17 protein-coding genes are annotated in these 22,606 nt (G+C 71.1%); 7 read left to right on the top strand and 10 right to left on the bottom strand.

The genetic code is table 11. From position 1 onward, the window contains the following. Positions 1-103 precede the first annotated feature (103 nt). Positions 104-367, top strand: a complete 264-nt coding sequence (locus DK412_RS12235) for a hypothetical protein (protein ID WP_093567383.1) — start codon at positions 104-106, stop codon at positions 365-367. A gap of 105 nt (positions 368-472) precedes the next feature. Then, entirely contained in the window at positions 473-1,144 is a 672-nt protein-coding gene (gene deoC, locus DK412_RS12240; protein WP_109972168.1) for a deoxyribose-phosphate aldolase, read from the top strand. A 56-nt stretch (positions 1,145-1,200) separates the two neighbouring features. Here the strand turns inward: deoC and DK412_RS12245 are convergent, their stop codons facing one another. Then, positions 1,201-1,581: a hypothetical protein gene (locus DK412_RS12245; protein WP_162596192.1), complete on the bottom strand. Its 381-nt coding sequence runs from the start codon at positions 1,579-1,581 to the stop codon at positions 1,201-1,203. A gap of 335 nt (positions 1,582-1,916) precedes the next feature. On the opposite strand from DK412_RS12245, the gene DK412_RS30620 reads away from it, so the two are divergent. Further along, positions 1,917-3,062 carry an SH3 domain-containing protein gene (locus DK412_RS30620; RefSeq protein WP_245447614.1) on the top strand — a complete coding sequence of 382 codons (1,146 nt, stop codon included), beginning with the start codon at positions 1,917-1,919 and terminating at the stop codon, positions 3,060-3,062. A gap of 61 nt (positions 3,063-3,123) precedes the next feature. On the opposite strand, the gene DK412_RS12255 is transcribed toward DK412_RS30620, so the two are convergent. The 3 genes from DK412_RS12255 to DK412_RS12265 all read right to left on the bottom strand — a co-directional run bounded on the left by DK412_RS12255 (position 3,124) and on the right by DK412_RS12265 (position 6,761). Next, complete coding sequence (locus DK412_RS12255; RefSeq protein WP_109972170.1) at positions 3,124-3,978, bottom strand: SDR family NAD(P)-dependent oxidoreductase; 855 nt, start codon at positions 3,976-3,978, stop codon at positions 3,124-3,126. Then, the gene (locus tag DK412_RS12260; protein WP_109972171.1) at positions 3,975-4,733 is read right to left on the bottom strand and encodes an enoyl-CoA hydratase-related protein; all 759 of its coding nucleotides are present in this window, start codon (positions 4,731-4,733) and stop codon (positions 3,975-3,977) included. Before DK412_RS12260 ends, DK412_RS12255 begins: the two co-directional genes overlap by 4 nt. A gap of 258 nt (positions 4,734-4,991) precedes the next feature. Further along, a complete protein-coding gene (locus DK412_RS12265) occupies positions 4,992-6,761 on the bottom strand; it encodes an acyl-CoA dehydrogenase (protein WP_109972172.1) in 1,770 nt (589 codons plus the stop codon). Positions 6,762-6,856: 95 nt separating this feature from the next. Here DK412_RS12265 and DK412_RS12270 point away from each other — a divergent pair, with 95 nt between their 5' ends. Next, complete coding sequence (locus DK412_RS12270; RefSeq protein WP_109972173.1) at positions 6,857-7,870, top strand: L-threonylcarbamoyladenylate synthase; 1,014 nt, start codon at positions 6,857-6,859, stop codon at positions 7,868-7,870. A 365-nt stretch (positions 7,871-8,235) separates the two neighbouring features. Here the strand turns inward: DK412_RS12270 and wrbA are convergent, their stop codons facing one another. After that, a complete protein-coding gene (gene wrbA, locus DK412_RS12275) occupies positions 8,236-8,835 on the bottom strand; it encodes an NAD(P)H:quinone oxidoreductase (RefSeq protein ID WP_109972174.1) in 600 nt (199 codons plus the stop codon). 114 nt (positions 8,836-8,949) lie between these two features. Between wrbA and DK412_RS12280 the strand changes: the two genes are divergently transcribed. After that, complete coding sequence (locus DK412_RS12280) at positions 8,950-9,867, top strand: LysR family transcriptional regulator (protein WP_109972175.1); 918 nt, start codon at positions 8,950-8,952, stop codon at positions 9,865-9,867. Here the strand turns inward: DK412_RS12280 and greA are convergent. Then, positions 9,837-10,298 (bottom strand): transcription elongation factor GreA, encoded by a 462-nt coding sequence (gene greA, locus DK412_RS12285; RefSeq protein ID WP_109975225.1) that lies wholly within the window; start codon positions 10,296-10,298, stop codon positions 9,837-9,839. The two genes, DK412_RS12280 and greA, sit on opposite strands and share 31 nt — an antisense overlap. Before the next feature lie 174 nt (positions 10,299-10,472). On the opposite strand from greA, the gene DK412_RS12290 reads away from it, so the two are divergent. Together DK412_RS12290 and DK412_RS12295 are read left to right on the top strand one after the other, a co-directional pair. Then, the gene (locus DK412_RS12290) at positions 10,473-11,360 is read left to right on the top strand and encodes a cation diffusion facilitator family transporter (protein ID WP_109972176.1); all 888 of its coding nucleotides are present in this window, start codon (positions 10,473-10,475) and stop codon (positions 11,358-11,360) included. A gap of 67 nt (positions 11,361-11,427) precedes the next feature. Continuing rightward, positions 11,428-11,724, top strand: coding sequence for an alkylphosphonate utilization protein (locus tag DK412_RS12295; protein WP_109972177.1), 297 nt, complete (start codon positions 11,428-11,430; stop codon positions 11,722-11,724). Between the two features lie 176 nt (positions 11,725-11,900). On the opposite strand, the gene DK412_RS12300 is transcribed toward DK412_RS12295, so the two are convergent. The 4 genes from DK412_RS12300 to DK412_RS12315 all read right to left on the bottom strand — a co-directional run bounded on the left by DK412_RS12300 (position 11,901) and on the right by DK412_RS12315 (position 22,601). After that, on the bottom strand, positions 11,901-13,109 hold the full coding sequence (locus tag DK412_RS12300; RefSeq protein ID WP_109972178.1) for a pyridoxal phosphate-dependent aminotransferase: 1,209 nt from the start codon (positions 13,107-13,109) through the stop codon (positions 11,901-11,903). A gap of 150 nt (positions 13,110-13,259) precedes the next feature. Further along, the gene (gene glgB / locus DK412_RS12305; protein ID WP_245447745.1) at positions 13,260-15,413 is read right to left on the bottom strand and encodes a 1,4-alpha-glucan branching protein GlgB; all 2,154 of its coding nucleotides are present in this window, start codon (positions 15,411-15,413) and stop codon (positions 13,260-13,262) included. A 369-nt stretch (positions 15,414-15,782) separates the two neighbouring features. After that, the gene (treS, locus tag DK412_RS12310) at positions 15,783-19,046 is read right to left on the bottom strand and encodes a maltose alpha-D-glucosyltransferase (RefSeq protein ID WP_109972179.1); all 3,264 of its coding nucleotides are present in this window, start codon (positions 19,044-19,046) and stop codon (positions 15,783-15,785) included. A 147-nt stretch (positions 19,047-19,193) separates the two neighbouring features. Then, positions 19,194-22,601 (bottom strand): maltotransferase domain-containing protein, encoded by a 3,408-nt coding sequence (locus DK412_RS12315; RefSeq protein ID WP_109972180.1) that lies wholly within the window; start codon positions 22,599-22,601, stop codon positions 19,194-19,196. Between the last annotated feature and the right edge of the window lie 5 nt (positions 22,602-22,606).

Genomic DNA, 22,606 nt, shown 5'->3' on the forward strand with positions numbered 1-22,606 from the left:
TCGGGGACGCACCACCTTTCCAGATCCCGGGCGTTGGGCCGGGACCGCGCCCGCATCCTGCGGCGCATTCCTGACCACCGCCCGACCCCCGAGGCCCGACCCGATGGCTGCCGACACCAACGCCCTCTCCGACCGCGCCCTGTCGATCTTCGCCTTCGCGGCCTACCACCACCTGATCAGCGGCCAGCCGATCAGCTCGGTGGTCCGCCGGGACGGCCGCGGCCACCAGGCGGATCCCGAGGGCGCCGCCGAGGTCGAGACCCGCGGCCTCGCGACCCTGAGCGACGACGAGATCACCTTCACCGAGCCGGGCGTCGCCTTCGTCGAGAAGACGGTCGCGGCGATCCGCCAGGCGAGCGGACGGTAGATCCGGCCGGACTGCGGTTCCCGGCGCTTGACGGTCCGCCCGCCGCGATGGAACGCGTGACCGTCGCGGCGCCGGGCTTCCCCGAACCGCTCCGGAGACTTGACCGTGGACGCGTCCGCCCTCGCCCGCCTGATCGACCACACGCTCCTGCGGGCCGACGCGACCCCGGCCGAGGTGCGCCGCCTGTGCGAGGAGGCGCTGACCCACCGCTTCAAGGCGGTCTGCGTCAACCCGGTCCATGTCGGCCTCGTCGCCGGGGTCCTGGCCGGCAGCGACGTCGCCCCCTGCTCCGTGGTCGGCTTCCCCCTCGGGGCGGTGCGGCCGGAGGACAAGGCGGCGGAGGCCGCCGGCGCCGTGGGCCGGGGTGCGACCGAGATCGACATGGTGATCGCGCTCGGCGCCCTGAAGGCGGGCGACCACGCCGCCGTCCGGGCCGACATCGCGGCGGTCCGGGCCACCTGCCGGGGCTCGGTGCTGAAGGTCATCGTCGAGACCTGCCTCCTCGACGATGCGCAGAAGCGCCTCGCCTGCCTCCTCGCGGTCGAGGCCGGCGCCGATTTCGTCAAGACCTCGACCGGCTTCTCGACCGGTGGCGCCACCGCGGCCGACGTCGCCCTGATGTGCGCGACGGTGGGCGACGCCGTCGGCGTCAAGGCGTCCGGCGGCGTGCGCAGCCTGGAGGCCGCCCGCGCCCTGATCGCGGCGGGCGCGACGCGGCTCGGTACGAGTTCGGGCGTGGCACTGGTGACGGCGGGAGTGGCGGGTGGAACTTACTGACGATCCGGCCCGGATCGGACGAGAACTCCATCGCCGCGCCGTGACCTCGGGGCCGGTCACTCGTAGCCGGTCCGCCAGTCGCTGTCCTTGCAGCGCGCCATGACGTGCCCGTTCATGCGCATGCGCCCGTCGACCCTGTCGAACGCGTAGGTCGTCCTGCTGGTCGTCCCTTCGGAGTCGCAGGTCGCCGGGATCCTCATCCCGCCCGCCGTCGCGCGCGCCGCGGACAGCTTGAAGGTACAGGTCGTCTCGTTCCAGATGATCTGGGACCGCTCGATCCGGAATATCGCACCCTCGACCTTGAGCGGGTCCGCCTTGCAGGCCTTGGCCGACGGAGACCAGATCCCGACGTAGAACGGGGTCTCGAAGGAGGAAGCTTTGGCGGCAGCCACCGATGGGATCAGGCTGGCGGCGAGCACAAGGACGGGAACGCGCATCAGAAACTTCACCTTTCCGTAACCGGCAGCGTCAGCCTCGTGTCCGAAGCCCCGCCATCGGCAATGTCGGTACGCGGGGGCCCCGCTCCTGAATGTGATGTTCACGAACGCGGGTCCGGCAGGAGAAGCGCGATAACGAGCCTACATTGTCGTTCCACTCAGAGCATCCATCGATTTTGATTGAAATTCCTAACCGGCGCCCATCCATCCTGCAGGGGCGAACGATTGCATTTCAGGATTTCTGAACGTTTCGACGCCAGCGTCCCAGCCTGCAAGAGGACCGGAGGCGCGACCCGGATGTCCGTGGTCCGCCCGTCGAGACTGGAATGTGCGTGATGCTGAAGCGGTGGGTTCTGGCGGCCATCATCCTCACCTCGGCGGGCATCGCGCGGGCCGAGAGCAGCGGCTACAGCTATCCGGTCGGGCTCGACGAGAACGGCGACAACTTCGTGGCCCTCCGGAGCCAGCCGGCGACGCAGGAGGGAAGCCGGCTGCGCAAGCTGGGGCCGGGGACGCTGTTCAGCGTGATCGGGCGGCAGGGCGCCTGGTACAACGTGCGCCTGCTCGACGGCGAGACCGGGTGGGTCTACGGCCGCTACGTCGGGTGCTGCACCCGCGGCCTGCAAGGCCCGGCGCCCACCCTCGCCCAGACCACGCAGGTGGTCGTGCAGACCGGGGAGGCCGAGGCCGTGCGGCTGCGCGGGCAGGTCGAGCAACTCACCGCCCTCGTGCGCGCCAACCAGGAGAAGCAGGAGCGGCGCGAGCGCGAGGCGGCCGCCGCCGCCCGTCAGGCGGCGCAAGCGGAGGCCGAGCGCCTGCCGGCGGCCGACGAGGACGCGCTCGCGGGCCTGAGTGCCCGGTTCGAGCAGGCGGCGGCCAATCGCGCCTCGTACCTGACGCCGACCAAGCCGGACGACCAGGATCTCGGCCGCACCGCGCGTGCGGCGTCCGAGCAATTCCCCAAGGTGCCCTACTACATCCCCGGGACGCGGGAGAGCGGACGGTTCTGGGTCGAGCCCCGGGTCGGCGATACCGGCCGCCTGTCCTATGACATGGTCTTCGTCGATCCGCGGGCCGGCGTCGACCAGAAGCGGTCGGTCATCGACCTGTCCCCCGATCAGCTCGACCGGATGAAGCAAGCCATCGGCAAGATCTCGCTCTGGTCCGAGATCGCCCACCGCAACGAGGTGCGGCGCCACTACCGGAAGCGGGTCGATTGCTTCCCGGAGGCGTCGTGCCCGCGCGACGGCGACAAGATCGACGGCAAGTCCTCGACCGAGATCGTCTTCTTCGTCAACGAGGACGGCTCGACGGGCGGCCGCATCCAGCGCAACAAGGGCCGCTACGACGAGGGCTACAACGTCTCCGTCAAGTCCGCCCGGCTGCTCGCCTCGTATCTGGGCTACGTGCAGAGCCGCGGCGAACGCGATTACGCGGCCGGCACGCGGAGCGCGGCGGATCTCGACGCGATGTTCAAGTGAGACGCGATCGGGGGGATCGGCCGGCCGCGCCGCGGTTGCATCGGCCGGCTCGGAGGAGGACCTACGCGATCGCCGGCCGGTACCGCTCCGGCCGCGTTCCGTCCTCGTCGGTGAAGCCGTAAGACCGCGCCAGGTCGGCCGCATGCAGCACTCGGCCCGCGAAGGCCTTGACCCCGGGGTCGCCCGCGAGCGCCGCGAGCGCCCTTCCCGCGTAGAGCGGGCTCTCCCCCGCCTCGTCCCCCATCCCGGCCTCCACCACCCGCTCGGTCCGCACCAGTCCCGGCGCCAGCGCCAGAGCGGTGACGCCGTAGGGCTTCAATTCCTCCGCCATCGCGAAGGCGAGGCGGTTGGTGGCGGCCTTGGCGAGGTCGTAGAACAGGTCGCCGAGATAGGCGTCGGTGTCGAACGAGACCAGCGCCAGCAGGCCGCCCTTGGCCGAGACCATGGCGGGGGCCACCGCCCGGGCGAGGATCAGGCCGGCGAGCGGGCCGGTCTCGAGGTTGTGGCGCAAGGGGGCGAGGCCGCGGCGCCAGAAGGCGGTGCCCCATGTGGCGCCGTCGGGGTAGCGCACGCCGTCATAGCCCTCGTTGCCGCCCCAGACGCTCGACACCGCGACGTCGATGCGGCCGAAGCGGCGTAAGACCCAGCGCACCATCGCGTCCACCTCCGGCTCGCGGGTGTGGTCGCAGAGGTAGTGGTGGCCGCGCCCGCCCGCGAGGTCGACCTCCCGGGCGGTGTCCTCCAGAGCCTCGTTGCGCTGGTCGGTGCGCCGGCCGGTCTCGCTGGAGCGGGCGGTGACGACCACCGTGGCCCCCGCCTCGCCGAGCGCCCGCGCGATGCCGCGCCCGACCCCGCGCGAGGCGCCGGCGACGAGGCAGACCTTTCCAGAGAGATCCGGGATTCCGGCAGGCCTCACCGGGTGCCGCGGGACAGGAAGCGCTGGAACGCCGCTTGCGCCTCGGGCGAGCGGAGCGCCGCATCGAAGGCCGCGGCCTCAGCGTCCATGGCGGCGCGCATCGCCTCGTGGTCGCCGCGAATCAGCCGGCGGGCGGCGGCGAGCGCCTGGCGGGGCTTCGCTGCCAGCTTCGCACCCTGCGCCAGGGCGTGTTCGAGCAGTCCGTCGGCCGGGACGACCGCGTTGGCGAGGCCGAGCCGCACCGCCTCGTCGGCCCCGAAGGCCTCGCCGAGGAGCAGGAGCTCCGTCGCCTTCGGCAGCCCGACCCGGCGCGGCAGAAGGTAGCTCGACGCCGCCTCCGGCACGAGGCCGAGATCGACGAACGGCATCCGGAAGGTCGCGGCGGGCGCGACGTAGACGAGGTCGCAGTGCAGCGTCAGCGTGGTGCCGACCCCGACCGCGAGCCCGTCCACCGCCGCCACCATCGGCGTGCGGGTCACGGCGAGCTGGCGGATGAAGCGCAACGACGGCGCCTCGCCGAAGGACTTTTCCGCCCGGGCGACGAAATCGGCGATGTCGTTGCCGGCGGTGAACACCCCCTCGACGCCGGCGAAGACCACGGCGCCGACGCCCGAGCCTTCGTGATCCGCCGATTCCAGCGCCTCGCGCATGGCGTCGTACATGGCGCCGGTGAGGGCATTCTTCTTCTCGGGGCGGACGAGCTGGACGAGGCGGACGCCGCCGGGCTGGTCGGTGATGCGGACGTGGTCGGTCATGGAGTCACCAGCAGATAGTTTCGAGCGGGCAATGGTCTGCCCAATCAACGGAATGACCCCCTCCGCGTCATTCCGGGGCCGCGAAGCGGAGCCCGGAATCCAGAACCGCAGGTGGTATAGAAAGAAGCGGAACGCGCCTCGCTCTAGTCTCATCCATCCGCGGTTCTGGATCCCGGGCTCCGCTTACGCGGCTCCGGGATGACGCGGAGGGGGTCAGGACAGGATTTTGATCTCGGAGAGGTACCGCACAGCGCCCCCTCACCCCGCGAGCGCCAGCGCCCCGTCCTGCAGGAAGCCGCCGCCCCCGGTCACCGTCTCCTCCAGCCCGCGCGCGGCCGTCGCGAGGTTCTCGGCGAAGAACCGGGCGAGCGCGATGCGGGCCGGATGCGCCGGGTCGCTCTCGCCTCCTTGCGCCGCCGCATGCGCCGCCAGCGCCGCTTGCGCCAGGCAGGTGCCGCCTTGCGCGAGGCCGAACAGGCGCAGGTACGGGGTGGCGCCGGCGAGCGCCTCCTCGGGCCGGTTCGAGCCCAGCGCCTTCAGGAGGTAGCTCGTCGCCCGGTCGAGGGACTCGATCGTCTCGCGCAGGCGCGGGGCGGTGTGGCCGAAGGCGGGCCCGCCCTCCTTCAGCACCCGCTCGGCGACGAGGCGCATCGCGCCGATCTGGCGGCGCACCACCGCGCCGTTCTCCAGCGGCAGCTTGCGGGTGACGAGGTCGATCGCCTGGATGCCGTTGGTGCCCTCGTAGATCGCCGCGATGCGGGCGTCGCGCAGGTGCTGGGCGGCGCCGGTCTCCTCGACGAAGCCCATGCCGCCATGGACCTGGATGCCGAGCGAGGCGACCTCGATGCCGATATCGGTCGAGAAGGCCTTCGCCACCGGGGTCAGCAGCGAGGCCCGGGCCTGCGCCGCCCGGCGCCCCGCCTCGTCCGGCGCCCGGTGGGCGCGGTCGATCGCCTCGGCGGTGAGGTAGCAGATGCCGCGGGAAGCGCCCGTCAGCGCCTTCATGGTGAGCAGCATCCGCTGCACGTCGGGATGCTCGATGATCGCGCTGGCGCCCTCGCCCGCAGCGCTCGCCCGGCCCTGGCGGCGGTCGCGGGCGTAAAGAAGAGCCTGCTGGTAGGCGCGCTCGGCGATGGCGACGCCCTGGAGGCCGACGCCGAGGCGGGCGTTGTTCATCATCGTGAACATGCAGGCCAGCCCCCGGTTCGGCTCACCGACGAGCCAGCCGATGGCGCCGTCGTAGACCATGGTGCAGGTCGGCGAGCCGTGGATGCCGAGCTTGTGCTCGATCCCGGCGCATTTCAGCGCGTTGCGCGAGCCGTCCGGCAGCACCTTCGGCACCAGGAACAGCGAGATGCCGCGGGTGCCGGCCGGCGCGTCGGGGAGCCGGGCGAGCACCAGGTGGACGATGTTGTCGGTGAGGTCGTGCTCGCCCCAGGTGATGTAGATCTTCTCGCCCGAGATCCGGAAGCTGCCGTCGCCGGCGGGCTCGGCGCGGGTGCGCATCACCGAGAGGTCCGAGCCGGCCTGCGGCTCGGTGAGGTTCATGGTGGCGGTCCACTCGCCCGAGACCAGCTTCTCGAGGTAGCGGGCGCGCAACTCCTCGCTGCCGTGCCGGCTCAGCGCCTCGACGCCGCCGGCGGTGAGCAGCGGCCCGAGGCCGAAGGCCATCGCGGCGGAGTTCCACATCTCGATGCAGGCGGCGTTGAGCAGGATCGGCAGGCCCTGGCCGCCATACTCCACCGGGCCCGGCAGGGCGTTCCAGCCGCCCTCGGTCCAGGCACGGTAGGCCTCGCGGTAGCCCGGCGGCATCGTCACGACGCCGTCCTTGAGCGGGGTGCCGTGGCGGTCGCCGACCGTGTTCAACGGCGCCACCACGTCGTTGGCGAAGCGGCCGGCCTCCTCCAGGATGGTGTCGACGAGATCGTCCGAGAGGTCGCCGTGCAGCCCCTCGGCGATGGCGCGGTCGAGCCCGGCGACGTGACGGAGGGTGAAGGCCATCTCGGCCACGGGCGCGCGATAGGTCATCGAGGGCTCCTCCCGACAGAGCTCAAGGCGGCTTCGCCGGGCGAACCACCCTTTGGATTTGACGTGCGGCGGCCGCCGACGCTACGGCCGGCGGCATGGTGACGGATAGTTTAGACGTGAACGATGATCGCGGGTCAATGCCGACCCGCCGCCTCGCCGCCGATGCCGCGGGCGTCGCCGAGGCCGGCGCCCTTCTGCGCGCCGGCAAGCTGGTGGCGATCCCCACCGAGACCGTCTACGGCCTCGGGGCCGATGCGAGCGATCCGGCGGCGGTGGCGGGCATCTACGCCGCCAAGGAGCGGCCGCGGTTCAACCCGCTGATCGCCCACCTGCCCGACGTTGCGGCGGCCCGGCGCGAGGGGGTTCTCGGTCCGGACGCCCTGTCGCTGGCCCAGGACTTCTGGCCCGGACCGCTCACCCTGGTGGTGCCGGTGGCTGTGGGGGGCACCGTCTGCGACCTCGCCCGGGCGGGGCTGTCGAGCGTCGCGCTCCGGGTGCCGGGCAGTGCGCTGGCCCGGGCGGTGCTGGCGGCGGCGGGCCGTCCGGTGGCGGCGCCCTCGGCCAACCGCTCGGGGCGGGTGAGCCCGACGGAAGTCGATCACGTGCTCGGGGACCTCGACGGCCGGATCGCCGCGATCCTCGACGGCGGATCCTGCCCGGTCGGGGTCGAATCGACCATCGTCGCCTGCCTCGACGGCCCGCCGGTGCTGCTGCGCCCCGGCGGCGTGCCGCGGGACGCGATCGAGGCGGTTCTCGGCCGCGAACTGGCCCTGCCGAGCGCGCCGGAAGGGGCTGCGCCGGTCTCGCCGGGGTTGCTGGCCTCGCATTACGCGCCCCGCGCCGCGGTCCGCCTCGACGCGACGGGGATCCGGCCCGGCGAGGCCGCCCTGCTGTTCGGGCCGGTCCGACCGGACGGGCTCGCCGACGCCGCGCTCTCGCTCAACCTCAGCCCGGCCGGCGACCTGGCGGAGGCGGCGTCCCACCTCTTCGCCCACCTGCGACGCCTCGACGCCGCCGGCCCGGCGACGATCGCGGTGGCGCCGATCCCGGAGCACGGGCTGGGCGAGGCGATCCGCGACCGGCTGGCGCGGGCGGCGGCGCCGCGGTGAGCGGTTGTGCGGCTCGAGAGAAGCGGCCCACGCCACAACCTACTCTCCCACTCGCAACCTCGTCCTGCGGTGCCGGCCGATCGCAGATCGGTTGGCGTCAATGGAGGGCTCCAGGACCCGCCGAGGAATCTGGAGCCCTCCTTCGAGGCTCACTGCGTTCGCACCTCACGATGAGGTCGCGAGCGGGAGGGACGGAGAGCATCGTCCGAAAGGGCTTCGAGGGGCCGGCCGAACTTTTTTGAAGATCGCGTGGAACCACTCCCGCCGGCCCCGCGTTGAGAGGGCCTAGAAGGTCACCTAAGCCCCCATCGACCTTCCGCCTCAGAAGCCCGGACCTGTCCGGGCTTTTTCTTTGGCAGAACGCCTCACCCGGCGAGCTTCGCCGCGATGCCGGCGACGTGGCGTCCCTGGAAGCGGGCGCCCTCCAGCTCGACCGCGCTCGGCTGGCGGCTGCCGTCGCCGCCCGCGATGGTCGAGGCGCCGTAGGGCGAGTTGCCCATCACCTCGGCGGTGCCGAGCTGGCCCTGGAAGCTGTAGGGCAGGCCGACCACCACCATGCCCTGATGCAGGAGCACGGTGTGGAAGCTCAGGATCGTCGATTCCTGGCCGCCATGCTGCGAAGCCGTCGAGGTGAAGACTGACCCGACCTTGCCGACGAGGGCGCCCTTGGCCCACAGGCCGCCGGTCTGGTCGATGAAGTTCTTCATCTGCGACGCCATGTTGCCGTAGCGGGTCGGCGTGCCGAAGATGATCGCGTCGTAGGACGGCAGTTCGTCGACGGTGGCGATCGGCGCCGCCTGGTCGAGCTTGTAGTGCGACGTCCGCGCGATCTCCTCCGGCACCAGCTCGGGCACCCGCTTGACCACGACCTCGGCGCCGGCCTCGCGCACGCCCTCGGCCACCGCGTAGGCCATCTGCTCGATATGGCCGTAGGTCGAGTAGTAGAGGACCAGAACCTTCGCCATCGGGGGATCTCCTTCACGTGTCGGGGGCGGACCATCGCGGATCGCGGGCGCGCCGAAAATGGCCTATGCTGCAAGCCCGCGCTTGCACATGCGCAAGGTCAGGAGGCCACCCCCATGACCGCCGCCCTCGCCTGGGACGATTTCCGGCTGGTGAAGGCCATCACCGACCAGCGCGGTCTGACCCAGGCCGCCGAGCGGCTCGGCATCAACCACTCCACCGCCTTCCGGCGCCTCGGCCAGATCGAGGCGGCCCTGCGTACGCCGCTCTTCGAGCGCCACCGCACCGGCTACGTGCCGACGCCGGCCGCCGAGGAGATGGCGCGCATCGCCGCCCGGATGGAGGAGGAGGTGCTCGCCTTCACCCGCCGGATCGAGGGCCAGGGCCTGAGCCCCGCCGGCGAACTCCGCATCACCACCGCGGCCTCGCTGCTGACCGGCCTGCTCACCCCGATCCTCGCGGCGTTCTGCGCCCGCTGCCCGGAGGTGCGCCTCGACGTGGTGGTGTCGGAGCAGGCGCTCAACCTCGCCAAGCGCGACGCCGACGTGGCGCTCCGCGCCACCAACGACCCGCCCGACACCCTGGTCGGCCGGCGCCTCGCCACCATCGCCTGGGCGCTCTACGGCCGGGCCGACCTCGACCGGACCGTCCCGTTGCCTGAGCAGCGCTGGGTCTCGCCGGCACCGCGGCTCGGGGCGGCCGCCGTCGCGCGCTACGTCCAGGAGCGCACGACCCCCGAGCGCGTCGTGCTGCGCCTCGACACCGTGCAGGGCCTGGCGGATGCGGTGGAGGCCGGAATCGGCATCGGTCCCCTGCCCTGCGTCATCGGCGATCGCCGGCCCGTTCTCGTGCGGCTCTCCGGGCCGGAGCCCGAGCTCGCCGCCGGACTCTGGCTCCTCACCCATCCGGACCTGCGCCGGGCCGCCCGGGTGCGGGCCTTCCTCGACTTCGTCGGCGACGCGATCGCCCGCGAGCGCGACCTGATCGAGGGCCGCGTCCCGCTTCAGCGCACGGAGACGATCTCGACCTCGTGACCCGCCACCTCGACGGTGTCGCCGGCCTGCTTGCCGGTGAGGGCCCGGGCGAGCGGCGCCACGTAAGCAAGGGAGCCCTTGGCCGGGTCGGCCTCGTCCTCGCCGACGATGTGGAAGGTCTGCTCGGTGCCGTCCTCGCGCGCGATGGTGACGGTCGAGCCGAAATGGACCGTGTCGCCGGGCGGCTGCTCCACCACCTGGGCCGAGTTGCGCCGGGCGGTCCAGTAGCGCAGGTCGCGGTTCACCCGCGCCATGTTCGCCTTGTCGTCGGGCGACAGGCCGGCATGCTCGGTGTGCAGCCGGTCCAGCTCCGCGTCGATCAAGGCGAGGCCCTCCGGCGTGACGAAGTTCGGGTGCGGGGAGACGGGACGGTCGGGGAGATCCTCGAAGGCCTCCCCGCCCTCCTTCTCGCGAACGAAGGCGATGCTCATGAAGCAGGCAATGCGCGGGTCCACGCCAAGGTTCCGCGCGAGGCGCACAACCCGGGTTAGCCCCGGCTATGACCTGTGCCGTGGCCTTCCGACCCACGCCGCCTTATGGGAGCGGCGCCGCGCCGCAGCGGAAGGCTCCCGCGGCACGGCCACGACCAGTCTCGGAACATCGTCATGGAACGTGCGCAAGCCGCCGCCCTCGCCAGCGCCGGGGTCGGCCTTCTGGTGCTCGCCCTCAAGTTCGGCGCCTGGTGGATCACCGGGAGCCTCGCGCTCTATTCGGACGCGCTCGAGAGCATCATCAACGTCGTGGCGGCGATGACCGCCTTCGTGGCCCTGCGCGTCGCCGCCCGGCCCGCCGACCAGGACCACCCCTACGGCCACCACAAGGCCGAGTACTTCTCGGCGGTGATCGAGGGCGCGCTGATCATCGTCGCCGCGGTGGTGATCCTGCGCGACGCCTACGATGCGATCCAGGCGCCGAAGATGCTCGACGCGCCGCTCGCCGGCGTCGCGGTGAACGGCCTCGCCACGGTGATCAACCTCGTCTGGGGGGTGATGCTGGTCCGGCGCGGGCGCGACTGGCGCTCGCCCGCCCTGGTGGCGGACGGCAAGCACGTGCTGGCCGACGTGTTCACCTCCGGCGGCGTGCTGATCGGGCTGGGACTCGCCACCGCGACCGGCTGGGCGATCCTCGATCCGGTCATCGCCGTGGTGGTGGCCCTCAACATCCTGTGGTCGGGCGGCGCCATGGTGCGCGACTCGGTGAGCGGCCTGATGGACCAGGCGGCGCCGGCCGAGATGGTGGGGCAGATCCGCCGGCTGATCTCCGAGCATGGCGAGGGCGCGCTGGAAGCCCACGACGTGCGCACCCGCCACGCCGGCCAGGTCACCTTCATCGACTTCCACCTCGTGGTGCCGGGCGAGATGACGGTGGCGGAGTCGCACGCCATCTGCGACCGGCTGGAATCGGCGATCGAGGGCGCGGTGGCGGGCGCCGTGGTGACGATCCACGTCGAGCCCGCCGAGGAGGCCAAGCAGCGCGGTTTACCCGTTATCTGACGCGCCGCCCCTTGCGGCGGGCCGCTCCGCCCGGTGACAACGCCCGCGCAACGGAGGATGGACGGGCGTGACGGGTGCGGACGACGATTACGTGTACGACGAGGCGACGGGCGAGTGGCGCCCCGCCGGCGAGATGAAGGCCGCCGCGGTCCGCGAGGTGCGCGACGCCTCCGGCACGCTCCTGAGCGACGGCGATTCCGTCACCCTGATCAAGGACCTGAAGGTCAAGGGCGCCAACCAGACCCTCAAGCAGGGTACGGTGATCCGTTCGATCCGCCTCACCGACAACGACGACGAAATCGATTGCCGCCACGACACGATCAAGGGGCTGGTGCTGCGCACGGAATTCGTGCGCAAGCGGTGAGTGGGATCACCCTCCACGTCATCCCGGGGCCGCGCAGCGGAACCCGGGATCCCTAACCGCTGACGCTGCCGGGCGAGGCGGAGCGCGTTCCGACATCTTCCGAATCGTCAGCGGTTTGGATCCCGGGTTCTTGCCTGCGGCGAGCCCCGGGATGACGCAGGTGTCATGGGCTGTGCCTAGAGTTCGCTCAGCACCGGCACCATCCGCCGCATCGCCTCGGCGAGATCTGCCGCCGAACGGGCGAAGCACAGCCGTAAGAATCCCTCGCCGCCGGGCCCGAAGGCCGAGCCTGGAGCGAGGCCGACATTCGCCTCGTCGACGAGGCGCTTGGCGAGGCGGACGTCGTCCGGCTCGGCCGGCACGCGCGGGAAGGCGTAGAAGGCGCCGGGAGGCGCCGGCAGCTCGACGCCCGGCACGGCGCTCAAGGCGTTGCGGACGATCTCGCGCCCGGCCCGGGCCTGCGCCACCTGCTCGGCCACCAGCGCCTCGCCCTCGCGGATCGCCGTGACGGCGGCGTGCTGGAGGAAGGTGGCGATGCCGGACGTGCCGTAAAGGACGAGCCCGTCGACGATCCGGCCGATCGATTCGGGCCCCTCCAGCCAGCCGACCCGCCAGCCGGTCATCGCCCAGTTCTTCGAGAAGGTCTGGACGAACAGCACCCGGTCGCGGTCCTCGGGCTGCCAGACGTCGCGGATCGACGGCGCCCGGCCTGAGGCCTCGTGGGCTGGATCGAAGCAGAACCGGCCGTAGATCTCGTCGGCGACGATCCAGAGCCGGTGCTCCCGAGCGATCGCCAGCACCGCCTCGAGATCGGCCCGGGTGGCGACCCAGCCGGTCGGGTTCGCCGGGGTGTTGAGCACGATGGCCCGGGTGCGCGGGGTGATCGCCGCGGCGATCCGGGCGATGTCGAGGCTCCAGCCGGCTGCCGCGTCGAACTGCATCGGCACGGCTAAGGGCCGCGCGCCCTGCATCGCGACCGCGCCGAAGAAGTTCGACCAGGTCGGAGTCGGCAGCACCACCTCGTCGCCGGGCTCGGCGGCGATGCGGATCGCGGTGTGGAAGGCGTGCATGCCCCCCACCGTCACGAAGAACCGCCCCGGCCCGACGGGATCGCCGTAGAGCCGCGAGACGTACTCCGCCAGGGCCTCGCGCAGGGGCGGTATGCCGAGCATCCTCGTGTAGAAGGTGGCGCCGTCGCGCAGCGCCCGCTGCGCCGCCTCGCCGATGAAGGCCGGCGTCGGCCGGTCGCCCTCCCCGACCCAGAGCGGGATCAGCCCGGGCCGCTCGACGCCGTAGGCCACGAGCGCGCCGATGCCGCTCGGCAGCACCCCGGCCGCCTCGCGGCTCACCGGCGGCATCGTGTCGGGCAGGGGCGGGACGGTCATGCGGGGGCCTTCGAGCGAAGCGATTCGAGGCCCAAGGCTTCGCAAGAGGCGCGCCGCGGCGCAAGCTGGAAGGAATGACAAGAAGGTCGCTCCGGCTCGGCCGGAGCGACGGGATCCGGCGCGGCCCCGCCGGGCCGCGCCGTGCAGGCCTCAGCCCTGCCGCACCAGGATCAGCGTGGCGAGCGGCGGCAGCGACAGGGTCAGCGAGTGCTCCTGTCCGTGCGAGGCCTCCGCCACCGCGTCGACCCCGCCGTAATTGCCGACATTGCTGCCGCCATAGCCCTCGGCGTCCGAGTTGAACGCCTCGCGGTAATGGCCGGCCATCGGCACGCCGATGCGGTAGCCGTGGCGCACCACGGGCGTGAAGTTCGACACCACGATCGCGATCTCGCCCGGCGCGCGGCCCTTGCGGGCCCAGGCGATGACGTTGTTCTCGGCATCGTCCGAGACCAGCCACTGGAAGCCGGCGGCCTCGGTGTCGCGCGAGTAGAGCGCAGGGGTCGCGGCGTAGAGGTGGTTGAGGTCGCGCACCAGCGCCTTCAGGCCGGCGTGGAAGGGATCCTCCAGCAGGTGCCAGTCCAGGCTCTGGTTGTGGTTCCACTCCTTCTCCTGGCCGAATTCGCCGCCCATGAACAGGAGCTTCTTGCCGGGATGCCCCCACATGAAGCCGAAATAGGCGCGGAGATTGGCGAATTTCTGCCAGCGGTCACCCGGCATCTTGCCGAGCAGCGAGCCCTTCCCGTGCACCACCTCGTCGTGGGACAGGGGCAGGATGAAGTTCTCGGAGAAGGCGTAGAGCAGGCCGAAGGTCAGGTCGTGGTGGTGGTAGCGGCGATGCACCGGCTCCTTCGAGATGAAGCGCAGGGTGTCGTGCATCCACCCCATGTTCCACTTGAAGCCGAAGCCGAGGCCGCCGGTATAGGTCGGGTGCGAGACGCCCGGCCAGGAGGTCGATTCCTCCGCCACCGTCATCGTGCCGGGGGCATGGCTGTAGGTCGCCTCGTTGGTCTTGCGCAGGAAGTCGATGGCTTCCAGGTTCTCGTTGCCGCCGTACTGGTTCGGGATCCACTCGCCGGCCCGGCGCGAGTAGTCCAGATACAGCATCGACGCCACCGCATCGACGCGCAGTCCGTCGAGATGGTAGTGCTCGAGCCAGAACCGGGCATTCGAGGCGAGGAAGGCCGAGACCTCGGTGCGCCCGAAATTGTAGATGTAGGTGCCCCAGTCCTGGTGGAAGCCCTGGCGCGGGTCGGCATGTTCGTAGAGGTGGGTGCCGTCGAACTGGCCGAGGCCGTGGGCATCGAGGGGGAAGTGGCCCGGCACCCAGTCGAGCAGGATGCCGATGCCGGCCTCGTGCGCGGCGTTGACGAACTCCGAGAAGTCCTCGGGCGAGCCGAAGCGGCTGGTCGGCGCGTAGAGCGAGACCGGCTGGTAGCCCCAGGACCCGTCGAACGGGTGCTCGGTGATCGGCAGGAGCTCGATATGGGTGAAGCCCATCTCCTTGGCGTAGGGGATCAGGCGCGCGGCGAGCTCGCGGTAGGTGAGGTAGCGGTTGCCCTCCTCCGGCACCCGCGCCCACGAGCCGAGATGGACCTCGTAGATCGAGATCGGGCCGTGGCGGTGATCCAGCGCGTTGCGGCTCTGCATCCAGGCCTGGTCGCGCCAGGCCGGCTTCGGCAGCCCTTCGAGGCGCGAGGCGGTCTCGGGCGGCTGCTGCGCCGCGAAGGCGACCGGGTCGGCCTTGAGCGGCAGGAGCGCGCCGTCGGGCCCGCGGATCTCGAACTTGTAGTGGCCGCCCTTCTTCAGTTCGGGGATGAACAGCTCCCAGACACCGCCATCCTGCCACAGCCGCATCGGGTGGCGCCGGCCGTCCCAGTCGTTGAAGTCGCCGACCACCGAGACCCGGCGGGCATTCGGCGCCCAGACCGCGAAGCGGAAGCCCGGCGTGCCGCCGATCTCGACCGCCTGCGCCCCCAGCACCCGGTGCACCGCGTCGTTGCCGACGTCGCGCAGCAGGCCGATTTCCGCCTGCGTCAGGGTGGCGCCGTACTCGTAGGGGTCGCGGCGCGTGCGCTCGGTGTTGTCCCAACCCTCCACCGCGATGCGGTAATCGGGCCGCTGCGGATGGGCGAAGCTCCCGACGAAGAAGCCGGCCGGGTGGCGCCGCTCCATCGGCACGCGGGTGTCGCCGATCACCACCGTGGCGGCGCGGGCCTCCGGCAGCACCGCGCGCACCTCCCATTGCCCCTCACCGGTCTGGTGGGGGCCGAGCACCGAGAAGGGATCGCCGTGCTCGGCGCGCATGATCGCCTCGACGGCGTCGGGATGGACCGCGTAGGCCCGCCCCGGCACCGGCGGCCGCGCCGGGCGGCTCGGCGCCGGTCCCGACACGCGGGGCGAGGCCGCGGCCTGCATCGCGGCGACCCGCAGCGAGGCGTGCTTGACGGCGCGCTTGTGCCCCTTTCCGTCGGCGGCTCCCTTGCCCTTCTTGCCGTCCTTGTCCTTGCCGGCTTTCGCCTTCACGGTCACGGGTGCCACGAGGCTCGCCTTCACGGTCGCACCCTTGCCGGGCTTCCCGGTCGTCACGCTCCCGGTCACGCTCGTCTCAAGGTTGCGGTCGGTCTGGCGCCGGCGAGCGGCCGGCTTCCGGGCGCTGGTCTCGTCGTCCATGGGTCACGCCCCTTTCTGGTCTTCCAGGATGGCCAGCACGCCGCGGGCTGGAATCTCGATCCAGTCCGGACGGTTGTTGGCCTCGTAATCGATCTCGTAGAGCGCCTTCTGCAGCAGGCAGAGCCGCAGCAGGCGGTCATGGGTGCCCGCGTCCGTCACCGCGGCGCGGCTGCCCTGCACGGTGGCGGCGTAGGCCTCCAGGAAGGCCCCGCTCACCATCTGGCGCCAGGCGGCGACGGCAGTCTTCGCCCGCTCGCCGGCCTCGGCGAAGCGCGAGGAGACCTCGCGGGTCACGGTCTCGCCGCCATAGGCGAAGGAGCGCAGGATGCCGGCGACGTCGCGGAGCGGCGTCGATTTCGCCCGGCGCTCGTCCACCGGCCGCGACGGCTCGCCCTCGAAGTCGACGATGATGAGGTCGTCCTGCGAGGCCAGCACCTGGCCGAGATGGTAGTCGCCGTGGATGCGGGTGCGGTGGGCGCCCGTCGGCACACCCTCGCTCAGGGAGGCGATCAGCGCCTCGATCTCCGCCTTGGCGGCGACGATCGCGGACGCCGCCTCCTGGGCGCTCTCGGGGGCCGTGAAGCCGAGCGAGGCGCAGACCCGCAGGGCCTTCTCGGCCTGGCGCCGCGTGTCGGCGGCGAGCGCCGACAGATCCTCCGCCGTGAACGGCTCGGCGGCGAAGGCCGGGTCGGCCGTCTCGGTAGCGAGCGCCTTGTGCATCTCGGCGGTGCGCTGGCCGAGCAGCCCGGCCCAGCGCAGATGCGTGGCGAAGGTCTCCTCCGGCGAATGCGCCTCGCTCTCGGGCACGAGCACGATCGCGTCGAGGTCGCGCCGCAGGTATTCGAGCATCAGGGTCCAGGCGTCGCCCTGGTTGCGCACGAAGGCCTGGAGCAGGCCGAGCGCCGTCGCGGTGCCGTCGGGTCCGACATGCTCGACCACGCCGAGCAGCGCCGGGGTGTTCCTGAACCCGGCCTCCTCGGTGAGGAAGCGGCCGACCTCGACCTCCGGATGCGCGCCCGGCTGGAGCCGGCGCAGGAGCTTGAGCATCAGCCGCGAGCCGAAGGCGATCGAGGTGTTGCTCTGCTCCGCCGAGAGCCGGCGGATATCGGCCGGGTCGAGCTCCAGCTCGGGATCGAACAGCGAGGTCGCGGTGAAGCGGATGCTGCCCTTCTCGGACGCGATCTCGCGGCCGTGGCGCATCGCATCGACCATCGCGAGCGCGAAGTCGGCCGAGGAGGCGGCGCCGTAGAGGAGGCCCATCCGCGGACCCCGGCGCACCCGGGCGACCGCGTGGTCCATCAGCGACTCGTCCTCGCGGCCCTCGTCGACGGCGAGGGGCACGAAGTAATCCTGGGTCTCGCCGTTGGCGAGCGAGACGGCGATGCGCGGCAGGAGGAAGCCGCCGGTGCCGCTCAGAGCCGGCAGGATCGCGCTGTCCGTCACCTCGACCCCGCGGATGCGGGTGCCCTTGGCGCCGAACCAGCGCCGCGAGCCGATGAAGCGCGGCGCGACGGTGCGCTCGAAGGCCTGGCGCTCGCGGCCCCGCATCAGGGTCTCGACGCCGCCGGTGAGCACCAGCGTGAACAGCTCCGGCGCCTCGGGGCTCGGGCCCATCGTGCCGGCATTCGCGGTCGAGAGCGAGAACCAGTAGAAGCCGTAGGCCGGCATGGTCAGCAGGTACGGCAGGTCGCCGATCGGCGGGAACGAGGTGCCGCCGGTCAGCTCCACCGGCACCGCGGTGCGCAGGTCGGAAAGGTCGAGCTGCACCGCCTGCGGCGCCCGCGACAGGTTGGCGACGCAGAGCACGCGCTCGTTGTCGTGCTCGCGAATCCAGGCGAGCACCTTGCGGTTGTCCGGATAGAGGAAGCGCAGGGCGCCGCGCCCGAGCGAGACGTGGTTGTTGCGGATCGCGATCATCCGCCGCGTCCAGTTGAGCAGGCTCGTCTGGGCGCGCGTCTGCGCCTCGACGTTCACCGCGTCGAAGCCGTAGATCGGGTCCTGGATCGTCGGCAGGAACAGGCGGGCCGGGTCGGAGCGGGAGAAGCCGCCGTTGCGGTCCGGCGACCATTGCATCGGCGTGCGCACGCCGTCGCGGTCGCCGAGATAGATGTTGTCGCCCATGCCGATCTCGTCGCCATAGTACAGCACCGGGGTGCCGGGCATCGAGAGGACCAGGAACTTCATCAGCTCGATCTTGCGCCGGTCGTTCTCGAGCAGGGGCGCGAGGCGGCGGCGGATGCCGAGGTTGATGCGGGCGCGCCGGTCGGCGGCGTAGAAGCTCCAGAGGTAGTCGCGCTCCTTGTCGGTCACCATCTCGAGCGTCAGCTCGTCATGGTTGCGCAGGAAGATCGCCCATTGGCAGCCCTCCGGGATCTCCGGCGTCTGCCGCATGATGTCGGTGATCGGGTGCCGGTCCTCCTGCGCGATCGCCATGTACATCCGCGGCATCAGCGGGAAGTGGAACGCCATGTGGCATTCGTCGCCGTCGCCGAAATACTGCGCGGTCTCCTCCGGCCACTGGTTGGCCTCGGCCAGCAGCATCCGGTCGGGATAGGATTCGTCGAGGGCGGCGCGGATCTTCTTGATGACCGTGTGGGTCTCAGGGAGATTCTCGCAGTTCGTGCCGTCGCGCTCGATCAGGTAGGGGATCGCGTCGAGGCGCAACCCGTCCACCCCCATGTCGAGCCAGTAGCGCATCACCTCGATCACCGCGTCCAGAACCTTCGGGTTGTCGAAGTTCAGGTCGGGCTGGTGCGAGTAGAAGCGGTGCCAGTAATATGCCTTGGCGACCGGATCCCAGGTCCAGTTCGAGGCCTCGGTGTCGAGGAAGATGATGCGGGTGTCGGTGTACAGCTCGTCGGTGTCCGACCAGACGTAGAAGTCGCGCCACTCCGACCCCTTCGGGGCGTTGCGGGCCTGCTGGAACCAGGGATGCTGGTCCGAGGTGTGGTTGATGACGAGCTCGGTGATGACGCGCAGGCCCCTGGCATGGGCCTCGTCCACGAAGGTGCGGAACTGGTCCATCGTCCCGTAGGACGGGTTGATGTCGCGGTAATCCGCGATGTCGTAGCCGTCGTCGCGCAGGGGCGAGGGATAGAACGGCATCAGCCAGATCGCCGTGACGCCGAGGTCCCGGATGTAATCGAGCTTCGCGGTCAGGCCGTCGAAATCGCCGATGCCGTCGTTGTTCGCGTCGAAGAAGGACTTGACGTGCACCTGGTAGATGATGGCGTCACGGTACCATTGCGGATCGCTGCGATCGATCATCGCGTCAGAGCCTCATTCGATCGGGTCGTGGCGCCGGGCGGAAGGCCTGTCGTCGGGCTTGGGCTCAACGCGGGGCGCCGGGGAGAGTTCGGGAGCCTTGAAGCCTGCCGGCACGGACGGGTGATCCGTCCGCGCCGGTAAGCCCGGCTAGGCAGAGCCGTGCTGCCACGTGCCGCCGGGCGCCGCAAGGCGCTCGGGACGGCGAAGGCGCCAGATCACCACCGAGCGCTCGGCCGGGTCGAGGGCGATGCGGTGGGTCTTGCCGCGCAGCTCGAACTTGTAGCCGAGCAGCAGGTCCTCGACCTCGACCGCGCCGTCGTCGGGCAGGCCGAGCTGCCAGAGCGGCACCTCGTAGGTGCATTCCTGGCGGTTCCTCGGATCGAGGTTGACCATGCAGAACACCGCGTTGTCGCCCGACGGCGTCATCCGCAGATAGGCCAGGATCTGGTCGTTCCAGGCCGGGGTGAAGACGACATTGCGAAAATCCCACAGGGCCGGGTTCTCGCGCCGGATGCGGTTCAGCGCGATGATGTGGTCGCGGATGTTGCCGGGCCGGTAATAGTCCCAGGCCTTCAATTCGTACTTCTCGGAGTCGAGGTACTCCTCCTTGCCCGGCACCGGGGCGGCGTCGCAGAGTTCGAAGCCGTTATAGATGCCGTAGACGCTCGACAACGTCGCCGCCAGCGTGCCGCGGATGACGAAGCCTGGCCGGCCGCTGGTCTGCAGGAAGACCGGGTTGATGTCCGGCGTGTTGGCGAAGAAGTTCGGGCGGTAATACTCGCCCATCTCGCCGGCCAGCTCCGTCGAGTAGGCCGCCAGCTCGTCCTTGGTGTTGCGCCAGGTGAAGTAGGTGTAGCTCTGCTGGAAGCCGGCCTTGGCGAGCTTCTTCATCATCTTCGGCCGGGTGAAGGCCTCGGCGAGGAACAGCACGTCGGGATAGCGGTCGTTGACGTCGCGAATCATCCACTCCCAGAATGGGATCGGCTTGGTGTGCGGGTTGTCGACCCGGAAGATCTTCACCCCCAGCTCGACCCAGCCGACGATGATGTCGCGCAACTCGACCCACAGCGACGGGCAGGCGCCCTCGCGGTAGAAATCGACGTTGACGATGTCCTCGTACTTCTTGGGCGGGTTCTCGGCGAACTTGATCGTGCCGTCGGGCCGCCAGTCGAACCATTCCGGATGCTGCTTGATCCAGGGATGGTCCGGCGAGCACTGGATGGCGAAGTCCAGCGCCACCTCCATGCCGTGGGCGTGGCTCGCCGCGACGAGCCGCCGGAAGTCGTCGAGGGTGCCGAGTTCCGGATGCACCGCCTCGTGGCCGCCCTCCTCGGCGCCGACGGCGTAGACCGAGCCGACATCGCCCTCCTTCGCCTTCAGCGAGTTGTTCTTGCCCTTGCGGTTGGTGCGACCGATCGGGTGGATCGGCGTGAAGTAGAGCACGTCGAAGCCGAGCTCGCGGATCTCCGGCAGCCGGGCGATGACGTCGTCGAAGGTGCCGTGGCGGTTCGGGTCGCCGGATTGCGAACGCGGAAAAATCTCGTACCAGGCCGAGAACCGCGCCGCCAAGCGATCGGCGAAGACCTCCAGCACGACGGGATAGCGCGAGAGGTTCACCCGCTCGGAGTTGCGGTGGATCAGCGCCGTCTGCTCCAGGAGGCGGTGGAGCTGCGCCGCAGATCCCGGTTCGTCGGCCTCCAGAGCCGCCACCAGGGCGCTCAGCGCGGTCGCGTCGCTGCCTTCTGCGAGGGAGGCCGCCTTCCTGACGAGGCCGACGCCCTCCTGCGTCTCGAGCCGCACGTCGATGCCGGCCTTGCGCTTCTTCTCCAGGCCGCGCAGCCAGGACGAGAAGTCGTCGCGCCACGCCTCGACCGTGTACTCGTAGCGGGCGTTGCGGGTCAGCGGGAAATGTCCGTGCCACCGGTCGTTGTCGACGAACAGCATCGGGTCGCGGCGCCACTCGGTCTCGCCGGCCAGCCGCGAGAGGACCGCGGCGTTGATGACGTCGTGCCCGTCGGTGAAGATGTCGGCCTCGACATGGACCTGGTCGCCGACGACCCGCTTGATCGCCGAGCGGCCGCCGTCGATCTCAGGGCTCACCGCCTCGATGACGACGCGCCCCTCCCCGCCCGGGGTGGTGCGGCGCGGCCGGCGCACGGCGCCGATGCGGCGGGCCGCGAGGATGCGCACTGCGCGCGGCTCCAGGCCGATCGACTGGTCGGCGCGGAAGACGAGCGGGGCGGCCTCGGGCGTCAGGTCCTGGAACGGCCCGAACTCGCCGCCGGAGCCGGCGATCAGGGGCGCCGGATCGACCGCGACCGGCTTATCGGTCGGGTTGTGCAGCACGATCACGGCGTTCTCGGCCGAGCCGGGATGGCCGGTATCGATCCGGATCAGCGCGATGAACGAGGCGTCGGGGGCCGAGAGACGCCACTGCGCGCCCTCGACATTGGCCGCCGGCAGGTCGGCGCGCAGGCGGTTGATCGCCGCGATGAAGCCCGAGATGTCGATGCCGGTGTGGTGCTCGCGGCTCTCCGGGGTGGTCTCCACCACGTGGAGCGGCTTGGCGTAGCCCCATTCGTAGCCGATCGGCATCAGCACGCCGGCGGAGAAGAAGGCGGCCAGGGCGTAGCGGCTCTTGAGTTCCGTCGCCACCGCCTCGCGCCCGCCTTCCAGCGAGGCCGCGAGGCGCGGCATGTCGTGGTTCTCGGGGAACGCGATCGAGGGCGCCAGGATGCGCAGGCGCTCGTACTGCTCCAGCGCCCAGGGCGCCTTCAGGTCCCACCAGGCGAAGGAGTTGAACAGGTAGTCGAACCCGGCTTCCGCCGTGGCCCGCGCCTCCTCGAAGGTGCAGCCCAGGGTCTCGGCGGCGAAGAGCGCGGCGTGGTCGCGGTCCTTGGCGGCGCCGATCAGGCTGCGCCACACGTCCGGCGGCACCTTGTAGGCGGCGTCGCAGCGGAAGCCGGCGACCCCGAGTCCTTGCAGCTTGGCGATGTAGCCGTTCCACAATTCCGTCAGCGCCGTGCGGGGTCCGGCGGCGACGTAGTCGAACTCGGCGAGGTCGCCCCAGACCGTGATCTTCGAGGGATCGTCGGGATCGACCGCGTGCGGGCTCACCGGCGCGCCGGAGGCGTCGCGCACGAACAGGTCCGGGCGCTCGTGGGCGAGCTTGCCGTCATTGGCGGCGTGGTTCACCACCAGGTCGGTCATGATCTTCAGGCCGTGGCCCGCGGCCGCCGCGCAGAAGCGGCGGATCTGCTCGTCGTCGGGCGTACCGTCGAGGTCGCGCAGGCGGTCGTCGAGCCGGTCCGGGTCGGCGACGGCGTAGAGCGAGCCCGAGCCGCCGGTCTGGTGGAACGGATTGAGGTAGACCCAGTCGAAGCCGAGCTCCGCGATGCGGGGCAGTTCGGCGGTCCAGGCCGAGACCCGGCCGACCAGGAGGGGAAACAGGTTGTAGATCCGCGGTCCGGCCGCCAGCGGCGCCAGGGTCGCCGGCAGCGGCGTCACCTCGCGGGTGCGCTTCGCCGGCTTGGTGCTGGTGCGGGGTACGTTCATCGGCC

The organism is Methylobacterium sp. 17Sr1-1 (genome assembly GCF_003173775.1).
In the GTDB taxonomy this organism is placed as follows: Bacteria; Pseudomonadota; Alphaproteobacteria; order Rhizobiales; family Beijerinckiaceae; genus Methylobacterium.

Coding starts and splice junctions, on each gene's coding strand:
- DK412_RS12260 (WP_109972171.1), bottom strand. CDS start 4,733: ATGACCGACCACGTCCGCATCACCGACCAGCCCGGCGGCGTCCGCCTC.
- DK412_RS12290 (WP_109972176.1), top strand. CDS start 10,473: ATGGAACGTGCGCAAGCCGCCGCCCTCGCCAGCGCCGGGGTCGGCCTT.
- wrbA (WP_109972174.1), bottom strand. CDS start 8,835: ATGGCGAAGGTTCTGGTCCTCTACTACTCGACCTACGGCCATATCGAG.
- DK412_RS12245 (WP_162596192.1), bottom strand. CDS start 1,581: ATGCGCGTTCCCGTCCTTGTGCTCGCCGCCAGCCTGATCCCATCGGTG.
- DK412_RS12235 (WP_093567383.1), top strand. CDS start 104: ATGGCTGCCGACACCAACGCCCTCTCCGACCGCGCCCTGTCGATCTTC.
- DK412_RS12300 (WP_109972178.1), bottom strand. CDS start 13,109: ATGACCGTCCCGCCCCTGCCCGACACGATGCCGCCGGTGAGCCGCGAG.
- DK412_RS12265 (WP_109972172.1), bottom strand. CDS start 6,761: ATGACCTATCGCGCGCCCGTGGCCGAGATGGCCTTCACCCTCCGTCAC.
- DK412_RS12270 (WP_109972173.1), top strand. CDS start 6,857: ATGGTGACGGATAGTTTAGACGTGAACGATGATCGCGGGTCAATGCCG.
- treS (WP_109972179.1), bottom strand. CDS start 19,046: ATGATCGATCGCAGCGATCCGCAATGGTACCGTGACGCCATCATCTAC.
- glgB (WP_245447745.1), bottom strand. CDS start 15,413: ATGCGCGCCGAGCACGGCGATCCCTTCTCGGTGCTCGGCCCCCACCAG.
- greA (WP_109975225.1), bottom strand. CDS start 10,298: ATGAGCATCGCCTTCGTTCGCGAGAAGGAGGGCGGGGAGGCCTTCGAG.
- DK412_RS12315 (WP_109972180.1), bottom strand. CDS start 22,601: ATGAACGTACCCCGCACCAGCACCAAGCCGGCGAAGCGCACCCGCGAG.
- DK412_RS30620 (WP_245447614.1), top strand. CDS start 1,917: ATGCTGAAGCGGTGGGTTCTGGCGGCCATCATCCTCACCTCGGCGGGC.
- DK412_RS12280 (WP_109972175.1), top strand. CDS start 8,950: ATGACCGCCGCCCTCGCCTGGGACGATTTCCGGCTGGTGAAGGCCATC.